The sequence below is a fragment of the Bradyrhizobium sp. PUT101 genome (assembly GCF_052043945.1).
Lineage (GTDB): Bacteria > Pseudomonadota > Alphaproteobacteria > Rhizobiales > Xanthobacteraceae > Bradyrhizobium.
In genome coordinates this window covers 4,280,189-4,293,063 of the sequence record NZ_CP197207.1, presented here as the reverse complement: position 1 = coordinate 4,293,063, position 12,875 = coordinate 4,280,189, and the positions used below count along the sequence as shown (strand labels likewise).

The 12,875-nt window shown below is 63.2% G+C and carries 14 protein-coding genes; 7 read left to right on the top strand and 7 right to left on the bottom strand.

Annotation, left to right across the window (positions count from 1 at the left end; all coding sequences use genetic code 11):
- Window positions 1–127: 127 nt before the first annotated feature.
- Both rho and hemJ read right to left on the bottom strand, forming a co-directional pair.
- The gene (rho, locus tag ACSHT2_RS20805) at window positions 128–1,393 is read right to left on the bottom strand and encodes a transcription termination factor Rho (protein WP_319338510.1); all 1,266 of its coding nucleotides are present in this window, start codon (window positions 1,391–1,393) and stop codon (window positions 128–130) included.
- A gap of 250 nt (window positions 1,394–1,643) precedes the next feature.
- Entirely contained in the window at window positions 1,644–2,066 is a 423-nt protein-coding gene (gene hemJ, locus ACSHT2_RS20800) for a protoporphyrinogen oxidase HemJ (protein WP_440642888.1), read from the bottom strand.
- A 521-nt stretch (window positions 2,067–2,587) separates the two neighbouring features.
- On the opposite strand from hemJ, the gene ACSHT2_RS20795 reads away from it, so the two are divergent.
- From ACSHT2_RS20795 to dnaQ, 4 genes are read left to right on the top strand one after another with little or no spacing between them, the layout of a single operon-like run.
- The gene (locus tag ACSHT2_RS20795; protein ID WP_100233242.1) at window positions 2,588–3,427 is read left to right on the top strand and encodes a pyruvate, water dikinase regulatory protein; all 840 of its coding nucleotides are present in this window, start codon (window positions 2,588–2,590) and stop codon (window positions 3,425–3,427) included.
- Window positions 3,428–3,436: 9 nt separating this feature from the next.
- Window positions 3,437–4,045, top strand: coding sequence for a Maf family nucleotide pyrophosphatase (locus ACSHT2_RS20790; protein WP_440636186.1), 609 nt, complete (start codon window positions 3,437–3,439; stop codon window positions 4,043–4,045).
- Between the two features lie 23 nt (window positions 4,046–4,068).
- Complete coding sequence (gene coaE / locus ACSHT2_RS20785) at window positions 4,069–4,668, top strand: dephospho-CoA kinase (RefSeq protein WP_440642887.1); 600 nt, start codon at window positions 4,069–4,071, stop codon at window positions 4,666–4,668.
- 27 nt (window positions 4,669–4,695) lie between these two features.
- Window positions 4,696–5,418 (top strand): DNA polymerase III subunit epsilon, encoded by a 723-nt coding sequence (gene dnaQ / locus ACSHT2_RS20780; RefSeq protein ID WP_440636184.1) that lies wholly within the window; start codon window positions 4,696–4,698, stop codon window positions 5,416–5,418.
- On the opposite strand, the gene secB is transcribed toward dnaQ, so the two are convergent.
- On the bottom strand, window positions 5,409–5,894 hold the full coding sequence (gene secB / locus ACSHT2_RS20775; RefSeq protein ID WP_440636182.1) for a protein-export chaperone SecB: 486 nt from the start codon (window positions 5,892–5,894) through the stop codon (window positions 5,409–5,411). The genes dnaQ and secB overlap by 10 nt on opposite strands.
- Before the next feature lie 398 nt (window positions 5,895–6,292).
- Between secB and ACSHT2_RS20770 the strand changes: the two genes are divergently transcribed.
- From ACSHT2_RS20770 to ACSHT2_RS20760, 3 genes are read left to right on the top strand one after another with little or no spacing between them, the layout of a single operon-like run.
- Window positions 6,293–7,000, top strand: coding sequence for a Tim44/TimA family putative adaptor protein (locus tag ACSHT2_RS20770; protein WP_319338500.1), 708 nt, complete (start codon window positions 6,293–6,295; stop codon window positions 6,998–7,000).
- Window positions 6,978–8,507 carry a murein transglycosylase A gene (mltA, locus tag ACSHT2_RS20765; protein ID WP_440636180.1) on the top strand — a complete coding sequence of 510 codons (1,530 nt, stop codon included), beginning with the start codon at window positions 6,978–6,980 and terminating at the stop codon, window positions 8,505–8,507. The genes ACSHT2_RS20770 and mltA overlap by 23 nt, the downstream gene beginning before the upstream one ends.
- Window positions 8,504–9,094 carry a Smr/MutS family protein gene (locus ACSHT2_RS20760; protein WP_440636179.1) on the top strand — a complete coding sequence of 197 codons (591 nt, stop codon included), beginning with the start codon at window positions 8,504–8,506 and terminating at the stop codon, window positions 9,092–9,094. Before mltA ends, ACSHT2_RS20760 begins: the two co-directional genes overlap by 4 nt.
- Here ACSHT2_RS20760 and ACSHT2_RS20755 read toward each other — a convergent pair.
- From ACSHT2_RS20755 to ACSHT2_RS20740, 4 genes are all read right to left on the bottom strand, one after another.
- A complete protein-coding gene (locus ACSHT2_RS20755) occupies window positions 9,091–10,227 on the bottom strand; it encodes a hypothetical protein (RefSeq protein ID WP_440636177.1) in 1,137 nt (378 codons plus the stop codon). The genes ACSHT2_RS20760 and ACSHT2_RS20755 overlap by 4 nt on opposite strands.
- A 192-nt stretch (window positions 10,228–10,419) precedes the next feature.
- The gene (hslU, locus tag ACSHT2_RS20750) at window positions 10,420–11,724 is read right to left on the bottom strand and encodes an ATP-dependent protease ATPase subunit HslU (RefSeq protein ID WP_440636176.1); all 1,305 of its coding nucleotides are present in this window, start codon (window positions 11,722–11,724) and stop codon (window positions 10,420–10,422) included.
- 52 nt (window positions 11,725–11,776) lie between these two features.
- A complete protein-coding gene (locus ACSHT2_RS20745) occupies window positions 11,777–12,388 on the bottom strand; it encodes a DUF2585 domain-containing protein (protein ID WP_440642886.1) in 612 nt (203 codons plus the stop codon).
- A gap of 2 nt (window positions 12,389–12,390) precedes the next feature.
- Complete coding sequence (locus tag ACSHT2_RS20740; protein WP_440642885.1) at window positions 12,391–12,849, bottom strand: GNAT family N-acetyltransferase; 459 nt, start codon at window positions 12,847–12,849, stop codon at window positions 12,391–12,393.
- Window positions 12,850–12,875 lie beyond the last annotated feature (26 nt).

Genomic DNA, 12,875 nt, shown 5'->3' with positions numbered 1-12,875 from the left:
TCAATATATTAGTGGATGGCGGAGATCCGGTCCCGAGCCACCCCTCATGCTGCAAATTCGCTGCAGCAAACCCGCACAACGAAAAGGGCGCCCGAAGGCGCCCTCCAAATCCTTTGCTGCACTGCACTCAGGTGTTCATGGACTCGAAGAACTCCGAATTGCTCTTGGTCGAGCGCAGCTTGTCGAGCAGGAAGTCGATCGCGTCCATCGTGCCCATCGGATTGAGGATGCGGCGGAGCACGTACATCTTCTTGAGCACCTGCGGATCGGTGATGAGCTCCTCCTTGCGGGTGCCGGAGCGCGAGATGTCGATCGCCGGGAACGTACGCTTGTCCGAGACCTTGCGGTCCAGGATCAGTTCCGAATTACCGGTGCCCTTGAACTCTTCGAAGATGACTTCGTCCATGCGGCTGCCGGTATCGACCAGCGCGGTCGCGATGATGGTCAGCGAGCCGCCCTCCTCGATGTTGCGGGCGGCGCCGAAGAACCGCTTCGGGCGCTGGAGCGCGTTGGCATCGACACCGCCGGTCAGCACCTTGCCGGATGACGGCACGACCGTGTTGTAGGCGCGGCCAAGGCGCGTGATCGAATCGAGCAGGATCACGACGTCGCGGCCATGCTCGACCAGGCGCTTCGCCTTCTCGATCACCATCTCGGCGACCTGGACGTGACGCACCGCCGGCTCGTCGAAGGTGGAGGACACGACCTCGCCCTTCACCGAGCGCTGCATGTCCGTGACTTCTTCCGGACGCTCGTCGATCAGCAGCACGATCAGGTAGCATTCGGGATGATTGTGCGTGATCGAATGCGCGATGTTCTGCATCAGCACGGTCTTACCGGTGCGCGGCGGCGCGACGATCAACGCGCGCTGGCCCTTGCCGATCGGCGCAACGATGTCGATCACACGTGCAGACAGGTCTTTTCGCGTGGGATCGTCGATCTCCATCCGGAAGCGCTGATTCGGAAACAGCGGCGTGAGGTTGTCGAAATTGACCTTGTGCTTGGACTTTTCCGGGTCCTCGAAATTGAGCGTGTTGACCTTCAGTAGCGCGAAATAGCGCTCGCCCTCTTTCGGGCTGCGGATATGGCCTTCGATGGTGTCGCCGGTGCGCAGGCCAAAACGGCGGATCTGCGAGGGCGAAACGTAGATGTCGTCGGGGCCCGGCAGATAATTCGCATCGGGCGAGCGGAGGAAGCCGAATCCGTCGGAGAGCACTTCGACGACGCCTTCGCCGACGATATCGGTCTCGGCGAGCGCGAGTTGCTTGAGGATGGCGAACAGCAGCTCCTGCTTGCGCATGGTGCTGGCGTTCTCGACCCCGTTCTCTTCCGCGAACGAGACGAGCTCAGCCGGGGTCTTCGACTTGAGGTCCTGGAGTTTGATTTCCCGCATTGGGGTGGTCCTGTGGGGTAGCCTTAGAAGAGGGGGGTGCGAGGAGGCTCTGAAATGCGGACGTGAGAAGGCAAGGTCCGCAGGACTAGCAAGGTGAGTGCCGGGAGGCTTCAAACCTGATGTGGTGTCCGGCTTCTGGAAAGCCCGGACACAACCACATCCGCCTGCGTTGGGTGGGATGTCGACAATATAGAAAATCGCTTCCAGCTCCGCAAGCCGAAGCTCTGAGCTAATCGTCGGCGCGACCTGCCTAGAACGGCTTCACGATCACCATGATGACGATGAAAATCATTAGAATGGTCGGTACCTCATTGATTATTCGATAGAATTTCTGACTGCGCGGGCGCCTGTCGGCGGCGAAATCCTTCAGCCAACGGGAAAAAAAGCCGTGGACCGCGGACATTGCCAGGACCAATGCCAGTTTTACGTGCAACCAGGGCGACGCGAACCAATGGCCGGACCACGCAAGATAGAGACCGGCCAGCCAGGTCACGATCATGGCCGGATTGATGATCGCCTTGAGCAGCCGACGTTCCATGATCTTGAACGTTTCCGACTGCTTCGAGCCGATCTCGGCTTCGCAATGATAAACGAACAGCCGCGGCAGATAGAGCATGCCGGCCATCCAGGAGATGACGGCGATCACGTGCAGCGCCTTGATCCACTCGTACATGCCGGCAGCCTCCCCTGTCTCGCGGTGCGCGTTTTCAGACGCAACCCAGGATCCATGTCGCTCGAGCGCGCCCTGTCCTACCGAACAGTGGATGGAACGAGTTCGGTAAGAATTCATTCATAGATTTGGGTGCACACACATATCCGCGTGCTCGGCTCTTCTAAACCTAAAACTTTTAGAATCTTAAGGTTTGAGTCTTAGTGACCGTGGATTGGACTCACACAATTCCGTCCGCCACTTCACGCGCGCTTGTTCACACCCATCAACATATCCTGCGCGACCTCGAACCGTTCGGATAAGCCGCCCGGACTCAAGGGCTTGCGCTCCTGCGTCGGCAGCTTATCAAGAGACTTGTCCGCGCAATCCCGCTCGCCCCATCACAGGGCGCCGGAGTTGTCCTGACGGGCAGTGGTGTGAAGAAAATCGGCCGTTATCCCGCCCCTGGTGTCGCACATCCCTTTCCAAGGGGTTAAGCTCCACAGAAATCCACAAACCGCCCCGCCCTCATACAAAGAGTTTTTGTGCCGACCTCGAACAATTATTTCCATCTGCATCTGGTCTCCGACTCCACTGGTGAGACGCTCATCACCGTGGCGCGCGCGGTCGCGGCCCAATACGCCAACGTGACGCCGGTCGAGCATGTCTATCCGCTGGTGCGCAGCCAGAAGCAGCTCGACCGCGTGCTCGATGAGATCGAGGAAGCGCCGGGGATCGTGCTGTTCACGCTGCTCGAAAAGGATCTGGTCGCCAGGCTCGAGGACAAGTGCAAGCAGATCAATGTTCCCAGCCTGTCGATCATCGGCCCGGTGATGCAGCTGTTCGAAGCCTATCTCGGCGCTGCGACCACGGGACGCGTCGGCGCCCAGCACGTCCTCAACGCGGAATATTTCAAGCGCATCGACGCGTTGAACTACACGATGATTCACGACGATGGTCAGCACGTCGAAGGTCTCGACGAGGCCGACGTGGTCCTGGTCGGCGTGTCCCGGACGTCGAAGACGCCGACCTCGATCTATCTTGCCAATCGCGGCATTCGCACCGCCAATGTGCCGCTGGTTCCAGGCATTCCCGTGCCCTCGCAATTGGAGACGCTGACCCGGCCGCTGGTCGTCAGCCTGCACGCGACGCCGGAACGCCTGATCCAGATCCGTCAGAATCGTCTGCTGTCCATGGGAGCCGAGTCCGGCAGCGACACCTACACCGACAAGCAGTCGGTCACCGAGGAGGTCGCGTTCGCTCGCAAGCTGAGTGCCAAGCATGACTGGCCGCTGCTGGACGTCACGCGCCGCTCGATCGAGGAAACCGCGGCGGCGATCATGAAGCTCTATAGCGATCGCCAGCGCAACCGGCCCTCGGAATAGTCTTTCGCCATGGCTCTGTGGTGCGGCACATCCCCGCTGGTCCTGGCCTCGCAAAGCAGCGCGCGCAAAACGCTGCTGGCCAATGCCGGGCTCGAATTCGAGGCCGTGACGGCCGATATCGACGAGCGCGGCATTCAGGCCGCCTCAAGACTATCAAACCCGCGTGAGATCGCCCTGTTGTTGGCGCGAGAGAAGGCCAAGGCGGTTTCAGCCGCTCGTCCAGGAAGCTACGTGATCGGCGCCGATCAGACGCTGGCTCTCGGGATGCGTCTCTTCAACAAGCCTGCCGGTCGCGCCCAGGCGTTGGCGCAGTTGCGCGATCTCGCCGGCAAGAGCCACGAGCTGAATTCCGCGGTGGCCGTGTTGCGTGACGGCAAGATTGTTTTCGAGGACGTCTCGGTCGCCCGCATGACCATGCGGCCAATGAGCGAAGCCGAGCTTTCGGCCTATCTCGACGCCGCCGGCGATGCCGTCACGACCAGCGTCGGGGCCTATCAGCTCGAGGGCCTTGGCATCCATCTGTTCGAGCGCATCGAGGGCGATCATTTCACGATTCTCGGCCTGCCGCTGCTGCCGCTGCTTGCGTACCTGCGGAGCGAGCAGCTAATTGCGGTGTAGATGCGAGAGAAGGCTGGGTGCTGATGCGGATCCTCGGACTGACCGGCTCGATCGGGATGGGCAAATCCACCACCGCGAAACTGTTCGCGGAGGCAGGTGTCCCCGTCTACGATGCCGATGCCGCCGTCCATCAGCTCTATGAGGGCGAGGCAGCACCCGCGATCGAGGCTGCCTTCCCCGGCACCACCGTCAACGGCAAGGTCGACCGCACCAAGCTGTCGGCGCGTGTGGTGCACGATCCTGCCGCGATCAGGCAGCTCGAGCAGATCGTCCATCCGATGCTGGGCGCCTCCCGGCAGAAATTCTTCGCCGATGCCGAGGCCGCCAACGCGCCGGTCGTTGTGCTCGACATCCCGCTGCTGTTCGAGACCGGCGGCGAGAAGCGGGTCGACGCAGTGGTCGTGGTCTCGACTTCCCCGGAACTGCAGCGCGAGCGGGTGCTGGCGCGGGGCACGATGGACGAGGCAAAACTCGACGCCATCATCGCCAAGCAGATGCCGGACGCCGAGAAGCGCAAACGCGCCGATTTCGTAGTGGATACGTCACACGGACTTGAGCCGGTGCGGGCGCAAATCGCGCACATCCTGGCCGAGGTCGTTAAGATGCCGCAGCGGCGAGCCTGATTCGTCGTCTCACACGGCTCTCAAGACATGCGCGAAATCGTCCTCGACACCGAAACGACCGGCCTTGATCCGCTCCGCGGCGACCGACTGGTGGAAATCGGCTGCGTCGAGATCCTCAACCGCATGCCGACGGGGCAGAGCTTTCACGTCTACATCAACCCTGAACGGGACATGCCGGCGGAAGCATTCGCGGTGCATGGTTTGTCGTCGGAATTCCTGGCGACGAAGCCATTGTTCCACGAGGTCGCCGACGAGTTTCTGGAGTTCATCGGCGACGCCCCGCTGGTGATCCACAACGCCTCGTTCGACATCGGCTTCATCAATGCCGAGCTTGACCGCATCAAGCGCGCCGCGATCCCGCGCGAGCGGCTGGTGGACACGCTGCTGCTGGCGCGCCGCAAGCATCCCGGCGTGTCCAACCGGCTCGACGATCTCTGTTCGCGCTACGCGATCGACAATTCACACCGCACCAAGCACGGCGCGCTGCTGGACGCCGAGCTGCTGGCTGAAGTCTATGTCGATCTGGTCGGGGCGCGACAGTCGCAGCTGCTGCTGGCTTCGGACACCCAGGATATCCGCGTCAGTGCGGCCGGCGATGCGCCGCGGCGGCAGCGCTCGGTGCCGCTTGCGCCGCGGATTTCGGCAGCCGAGCGCGAAGCCCATCGGGCCTTCATCGCGACACTCGGCGACAAGGCGATCTGGAACGAGTACCTGCCCGCTCCAGCCCCGGTGGCGGTCGGTCAGGCCTGACCGGCTTGACCCTGGACGGCCATTTGCCGCTCCATGTTCTGGCGATACAGGCCGACGAAGTCGACCGGATCCAGCATCAGGGGCGGGAACCCGCCGTCGCGCACCGCGGTCGCGATAATCTCGCGGGCAAACGGGAACAACAGGCGCGGGCACTCGATCATGACCAGTGGGTGCAGGTTTTCCTTCGGCACGTTGACGATCCGGAACACGCCGGCATAGGCGAGTTCGAACGAGAACATCACCTTACCTGCGGTCTCGGCCTTACCCTCGACCGACAACGTCACCTCGAACTCCTGTTCGCTGAGATTGTTGGCGTTGACGTTGATCTGGATGTTGATCTGCGGCGGCTGGCCCTGCTGCTGGAGCGAGGTCGGCGCATTGGGATTTTCGAACGAGAGGTCCTTGGTATATTGCGCCAGCACGTTGAGCTGGGGAGCCTGGGCCGCCTCGGGAGGGGTGCCGTTACCGTTGGTCATGAAAGTCTCTCCTTACCCGATTGGGGCTGAATTTCGCGGCGGTTGGCTAACATAGGGCCGCCTCGTTCCACAAGGACGAACGGTCCCGGATCGGGGATTTGGACCTGCGCCCGCTGTTTGGACCCTCATCCTGCCCTTTTCGCGAAATCGGGCCTTAAACGATTGAAGATGCGCGATTTCCGGGCAGGATCGGGTTTCCCCTTAAGCATAAAACGCGCTACACTTGACACTGTGCCAAAAGGCGCCATTGGCCCGGCAAGATTTCGTGCCTACATCCCACGGACCGGACGCGGACCCAAAATGGTGATGTAGACTTGCCGTTTCCGTAGGGAACGGTCTACTGGCCGGATTGATTTTCCCGGCAACGACCCCTGAAAAGACCAGAAAGCGAATACGACGTGGACATCTACACCATCATATTCCTGGCGCTGGCAGTCTTTATATTTCTGAGACTGCGTAGCGTGCTGGGGCAGCGCACGGGCAACGAGCGGCCGCCGTTCGACCGCACCGCCGCCCGCAATGCGCTGGGAGGTGCCCAGGACAACAACGTCGTGACCGTGCCGGGCAAGGTGATCGACCAGGCCCCGCTGGCGCCGACGGCCGAGCCGACCCCGCCCTCCGATCGCTGGAAGGGGCTGACCGAACCTGGCACTGCGCTGGCGCAGGGCCTCGATGCCATCGTCGAGAAGGATTCCACTTTCGACCCGCGCCATTTCATCTCGGGCGCCCGCGGCGCCTACGAGATGATCGTGCTGGCCTTCGCCAATGGCGACCGCCGCGCGCTGCGCGACCTGTTGTCGTCGGACGTCTATGACAGTTTCGATGCCGCGATCAAGGAGCGCGAGAAGAACGAGCAGAAGACCGAGACGCGCTTCGTTTCGATCGACAAGGCCGAGCTCGTCGGCGCCGAGCTGCGCGACCGCACCGCCCAGCTCACCGTGCGCTTCGTTTCGCAGATGATCTCGGCCACCCGCGACAAGGCCGGCAACATCGTCGACGGTAGCGCCGACACGGTCGCCGACATTACCGACATCTGGACTTTCGCCCGCGACATCTCCTCTCGCGATCCGAACTGGAAGCTGGTTGGCACCGGAAGCGCGAACTAAGGTCTTTCTGAAGAACAGCGCGACGGCGCTTTGCGCGGGGGCCGTCGTGCTGGCGTCGTTTTCGCTCGGTGCCGAGGCGGCGCGGCGCCACCATCGCAGCCATCATCATCACCCGCGGCAATTGCCTGCCGCCCCGCCGCGGGCCTTGCCCTATCCGCAGCTCCCCCTGCCGTTCGAAATTCCCGGCGCCCAATATCTGCCGTTGGCCTGGGCGGACGTGAAGGGCTGGGACGACGACAATCATCTTGCCGCCTACAAGACGTTCCGCGCCAGCTGCCGGCCGATCAGTGCGCAGAACGGCGCGGCCGAACCCAAGGCTTTGGGCGCCTCGCTGAGCGAGCCTTGCAGGGCGGCCAAAACGCTCGACCTCGCCGACGACGCCAAAGCGAAGACCTTCTTCGAGGCGAATTTCGCGCCGCTGCGGATCTCGCGCCTCGGCGAGTCCGACGGTTTCGTCACCGGCTATTACGAGCCGGTGCTGGAGGGATCGCGCACGCAAACCGACGTCTACAACGTGCCGGTCTATCGTCGTCCCTCGAATTTGTTCGTGCGCGGCTACAAGCAGGATTCGCTCAGCCTGCCCAACAAGGGCCCGGTCTATCGCAAGATCGGCCGCCGCAAGCTGGTGCCCTATTACGACCGCGGCGAGATCGAGGACGGCAAGATCGCCGGGCGAGGACTCGAGATTGCCTGGCTGAAGGATCCGACCGATCTCCTGTTCGCCCAGATCCAGGGCTCGGCACGGATCAAGTTCGAGGACGGCAGCTCGGTTCGGCTCAATTATGACGCCTATAACGGCTATCCCTACACGGCCGTCGGCCGCATCCTGATCGAGCGCGGCATCATCCCGAAAGAGGAGATGTCGATGCAGAAGATCAGGGAGTGGATGGCCCAGAACCCCGACGGCGCCAAGGAGCTGCGCCGCGCGAACCGTGCCTACATCTTCTTCCGCGAGGTCAACCTCTCCGACAAGGACGAGGCGGTGGGTGCGCAAGGCATTCCGCTGACGGCCGGCCGCTCGATCGCGGTCGACAAATCGCTGCATGTCTACGGCACGCCGTTCTTCATCGAGGGCGAGCTGCCGATCGAGTCCGAACGCGCCAAGACGCCGTTCCACCGGCTGATGATCGCGCAGGACACCGGTTCGGCCATCATCGGCCCCGCGCGCGCCGATCTGTTTTTCGGCGCTGGCCAGGAGGCCGGCCGTATCTCCGGGCGGCTGCGCCATCCCATGCATTTCGTGATGCTGGTGCCAAAGAGCCTCGATCCTGGACCGCACGCGGCGAAGTTGCCGATACCCGACCCCAGGCCCTCGGAGAAGATCGCAAAGCTGTTTCCGCAAACCGACCCGACAAAGACGGGCACGCCTGTTGCCGCCGCGGTGCAAGGCAAGAACGAAACGGTTGCCATCGCCGATCCCGTTCCGCTACCGGTGCCGCGTCCAGCTATCGACCCTGTTCAAGAGCCGCGTCGACCGGTGAAGAATCGTCCTCATCGGCAGCAATGAAACGATCATCCCGTCCGCCCGTGCTGGAGCCTCGCCCCTCGCCGCGTCGCCGTGCGCTGAGCGAGGAGGAGCGCGAGCTGTGGGACCTCGTTTCGAAGCAGGTCAAGCCGTTGAGGAAGTACCGCGTGCCGAAGGCGCATGCCGCGCCTCGCGCTGAATCGTCGCCGGCTGTGACTGCCATGCGACCGGCGTCATCGCCGCGGCCCGTCGCCGCCACGCCGGCGCCGCGCGTGACGAAGCCGTCCATTCCGCCCCTTGCGCCGCTTGGCAAGCGCGAGCGGACAAAACTGTCGCGCGGCCGCAGCGAGATCGAGGCGCGGCTCGACCTGCACGGCATGACCCAGATGCGTGCCCATCGCGCGCTGGCCGGCTTCCTGCACCGCGCCCATCAGGACGGCCTGACCTTCGTGCTCGTCATCACCGGCAAGGGCCGCAGCGGCGGCGAAAGCGGCGTGCTCCGCCGCCAGGTGCCGGAATGGCTCAGCCTGCCCGAATTCCGCGCCTTCGTCGTCGGCTTCGAGACCGCGCATATCGGCCACGGCGGCGAGGGCGCGCTGTATGTACGGATCAGGCGGGCGAGGTCTTAAAACGGCCGCACGATTCCGACGCGCGGGATCAGCGTCAGCATCAAACCGAAAAGGTTTGTCCTTTGGTCCTCCGCCGGGATCAGCGCAGCTTCCTGCTTTGCCGGCAGCATCTTCACCGCATGCAGGATCAGGAACATGCAGACCGCCCAGTTCGAGATCCAGCGCGAATAGTCGAACACCATCGCGAACATCACGACATAGGCGAGACTGATGCCGACCATCGCCGCGACGACGAGGCGGCGGTGCGTCGCGCTGGCGAGTGCCCCGATCAGGCTCGCAAGATAGCGCCACAACGGCGAGTGCAGCCAGATCAGCAGTGCGAACACGGGCACGCCGAGAATGTTGCGCGGCAGCCGGCCCCAGGTGTCGGCAATCTCCTTCGCCAGCGGCTGGTACCAGATGTAGGCAAATTGCAGCAGGTCGGTCCGCGACGGATCGGCCATCCGGCTCTTCAGATACGCCACGAAATCCGCTTCGGGGATCGGCATCGTTCCCAGGAATTGCGCCGCGAAGAACAGTGCGGAGATGATGAGCACGGCAACGGCGCCGAAAGCGACGTTGCTGCGGTTGCTGCCATAGGTCAGGTAGTGCCGGACCACGACGATGGTGATGATCGTCGGCACATACATCAAGAGATGAATGTGATGGATCAGCACGAGAATGATCGAGAACAGTGCGGCCGCGGCGACGAACAGCAGCGAGCCCGCGGGCATCAGCAGCAGGATGATCGCCAGCGCGCAGCCATAGATGACGAAATGGCCGAGCATATGCATGAAGTTCTTCAGGAAGAACGGCGAGCCCGCGATGAAGACGAACAGCGGCAGCGTCTTCGCAGTGAAGCCAAAGGTCTTCTGGAATAGCCTTGCGTACAGCGCTGATGTCGCCAGCCACGTTGCCCCGCCGAGCGCGAACACCAGCCAGACCGGTACCTTCACCGGTACCTTCGCCGTGAACAGCGCGACGATCGCTCCGATCAGCGCGCGCTTGATGAAGCCGAAATGATAGTCGACGATGAGGTGGATGTAGGGGACGTAAGGCGGCAGCTGGATCTTGTGGACGAACACGCCGACGATGACGATGGCATTGATCGCGAGCAGCAGCCGCCAGGGATTTTGCAGGATGCGCGCGGTCACGCCCCACCCGAACTGGTGAGAGCAACCTCCGCTGTCGTCCCGGGCAAGCGAAGCGCGACCCGGAACCCATAACCACAGGCGGTCGTTTGTGCCGGGATCGGAGCCGCCATCTGTTTCAACAAGGACCGCTGGTGGTTATGGGTCCCTGCTTTCGCAGGGACGACCGCGGATAAATAGCGGACTGAACCAAAACTACAAAATGAACCGGCTCAGATCCGCGTTCTTGGCGAGGTCCCCGACGTGCTTCTGCACGAAATCCGCATCCACCTTGATCGTCTCGCCGCTGCGGTCGGGGGCGGTGAAGGAGATATCGTCCAGCACCCGCTCCATCACGGTCTGGAGCCGCCGCGCGCCGATGTTCTCGACCGTGGAGTTGACGGCGACCGCGACGTCGGCGAGTGCGTCGATCGCGCCGTCGGTGATGTCGAGCGTCACGCCCTCGGTCTGCATCAGCGCGACATATTGCTTGATCAGCGAGGCCTCGGGCTCGGTCAGGATGCGGCGCATGTCGTCGCGGGTCAGCGCCTGCAATTCGACGCGGATCGGCAGGCGGCCCTGCAATTCCGGCAGCAGGTCGGACGGCTTTGCGACGTGGAATGCGCCCGAGGCGATGAACAGGATGTGATCGGTCTTGACCGCGCCGTGCTTGGTCGAGACCGTGGTGCCTTCGATCAGCGGCAACAGATCGCGCTGCACGCCCTCGCGCGAGACGTCGCCGCCGACGCGGCCGTCGCGCGCGCAGATCTTGTCGATCTCGTCCAGGAACACGATGCCGTTGTTCTCGACCGCGCTGATCGCCTCCAGTGTCAGCTGCTCGGTGTCCAGCAGCTTGTCGGATTCCTCGTTGACGAGGAGCTCATGCGAGCCCTCGACCGTCAGCCGCCGCGTCTTGCTGCGGCCCCCTAGCTTGCCGAAGATGTCGCCGAGCGAGATCGCGCCCATCTGCGCGCCCGGCATGCCCGGAATCTCGAACATCGGCATGCCGCCGCCGGACGACTGCGTCTCAATCTCGATTTCCTTGTCGTTGAGCTCGCCGGCGCGCAGCTTCTTGCGGAAGGATTCGCGCGTCGCCGAGCTCGCATTGGCGCCGACCAGCGCATCGAGCACGCGCTCCTCGGCGGCGAGCTGGGCGCGCGCGTGCACGTCCTTGCGCTTCTTCTCGCGCACCTGGGCGATCGCGACCTCGACGAGGTCGCGCACGATCTGCTCGACGTCGCGGCCGACATAGCCGACCTCGGTGAACTTCGTCGCTTCCACCTTCAGGAACGGCGCGTTCGCGAGCTTGGCGAGCCGTCGCGCGATTTCCGTCTTGCCGACCCCGGTGGGACCGATCATCAGGATGTTCTTCGGCAGAACCTCCTCCCGCAAGGAGCCGGAGAGCTGCTGCCGCCGCCAGCGGTTGCGCAGCGCGATCGAAACGGCGCGCTTGGCGTCGCCCTGGCCGACGATGAAACGATCGAGTTCGGAAACGATTTCGCGGGGAGAAAAGTCTGTCATGTGTGCTTAGCTAGGGTCAGATGCAGGCCGGGACAAGCCGCTTTTTTGGCCGTCAGATCATCGGCGGGCCCGATTGCCATTGTTTCACGCCCTCGATCGGATGGATCAGCATCAGGATGTTGAGCGTCAGATTGTCGCGAATATGGAGCGCCAGCACGATCTCGAAGGCGAGGCCGAGCAGGACAGTGACCGGGACGGGCAGCACGCGCGCGGCGAGGAACCCCAGCACCATGAACAACGTGTCCGAAACCGAATTGACGATGCTGTCGCCGTAATAATCCAGCGAGATCGTGCCGGCGCGATAGCGCTCGATGATGAACGGCGAGTTCTCGACGATCTCCCAGGCGCCCTCGATCAGCATCGCAATGATCAGCCGGACGGGCCACGACAAGGTCAGGAACGGCGAACGAGCGAACAGCAGCCAGGTCAGGCCGTAGAACAGGAAGCCGTGCAGCACGTGTGAAAAACTGTACCAGTCGGCGATGTGCTGCGAATTCTCCGAGCTGTTCACCACGCCATGCCAGAGCTTGATGGTGCCGCAGGTGCAGATCGGCACGCGCCCCATCGCGAACAGGATCGAGGCCTGCAGCGCCAGCAGCAACAGCGCAATGCCGACCCAGGCGAACGGCGGGACCGCGACCTTGCTCTCGCTCGCCTGCACCAGGGTCACGGTTCGCGCGCCATCAGCAGTGCCGGACCGTCGGGCGTCTCCACCATGCGGTCGCGGATGAATCCCGCTTTCTCGTAGGCGCGTATCGCGCGCGCGTTGAGCGGATCCGGATCGGTGACCATGCGCGGCAAGCCCTGCCGCAGCTGCTCGTCGACGAAGGCGCGGATGAACGCCGAGCCGTGGCCGCGTCCGATCATGTCGCTTTCTCCGATGAACTGGTCGATCCCACGCGTGCCCTCCGGTTGGGGCCCGAAGCCCGTGTTCCAGGCAGTCAGGCGGTAGCATTGAAGATAGCCGAATGGCTTGTCGCCGGCCAACACGATGAACTGGTTCATGGCCGGCTCGATGAGGTCGCCGCTCACCAGCGCAAACTGCTCGTCCGGATCGCCCCACCATTCCCGCACATGCGCCTCGCCCAGCCAACGCCGGATCAGCGGCAGGTCGGCCGCGCTCATCGGGCGGAAGGTGAAGCTGAGGGTCT

Excerpts from the sequence above, each read along its gene's own strand:
- rho (WP_319338510.1), bottom strand. The coding sequence starts at position 1,393 with ATGCGGGAAATCAAACTCCAGGACCTCAAGTCGAAGACCCCGGCTGAG.
- hemJ (WP_440642888.1), bottom strand. The coding sequence starts at position 2,066 with ATGTACGAGTGGATCAAGGCGCTGCACGTGATCGCCGTCATCTCCTGG.
- ACSHT2_RS20790 (WP_440636186.1), top strand. The coding sequence starts at position 3,437 with ATGGCTCTGTGGTGCGGCACATCCCCGCTGGTCCTGGCCTCGCAAAGC.
- coaE (WP_440642887.1), top strand. The coding sequence starts at position 4,069 with ATGCGGATCCTCGGACTGACCGGCTCGATCGGGATGGGCAAATCCACC.
- dnaQ (WP_440636184.1), top strand. The coding sequence starts at position 4,696 with ATGCGCGAAATCGTCCTCGACACCGAAACGACCGGCCTTGATCCGCTC.
- secB (WP_440636182.1), bottom strand. The coding sequence starts at position 5,894 with ATGACCAACGGTAACGGCACCCCTCCCGAGGCGGCCCAGGCTCCCCAG.
- ACSHT2_RS20760 (WP_440636179.1), top strand. The coding sequence starts at position 8,504 with ATGAAACGATCATCCCGTCCGCCCGTGCTGGAGCCTCGCCCCTCGCCG.
- hslU (WP_440636176.1), bottom strand. The coding sequence starts at position 11,724 with ATGACAGACTTTTCTCCCCGCGAAATCGTTTCCGAACTCGATCGTTTC.
- ACSHT2_RS20740 (WP_440642885.1), bottom strand. The coding sequence starts at position 12,849 with ATGAGCGCGGCCGACCTGCCGCTGATCCGGCGTTGGCTGGGCGAGGCG.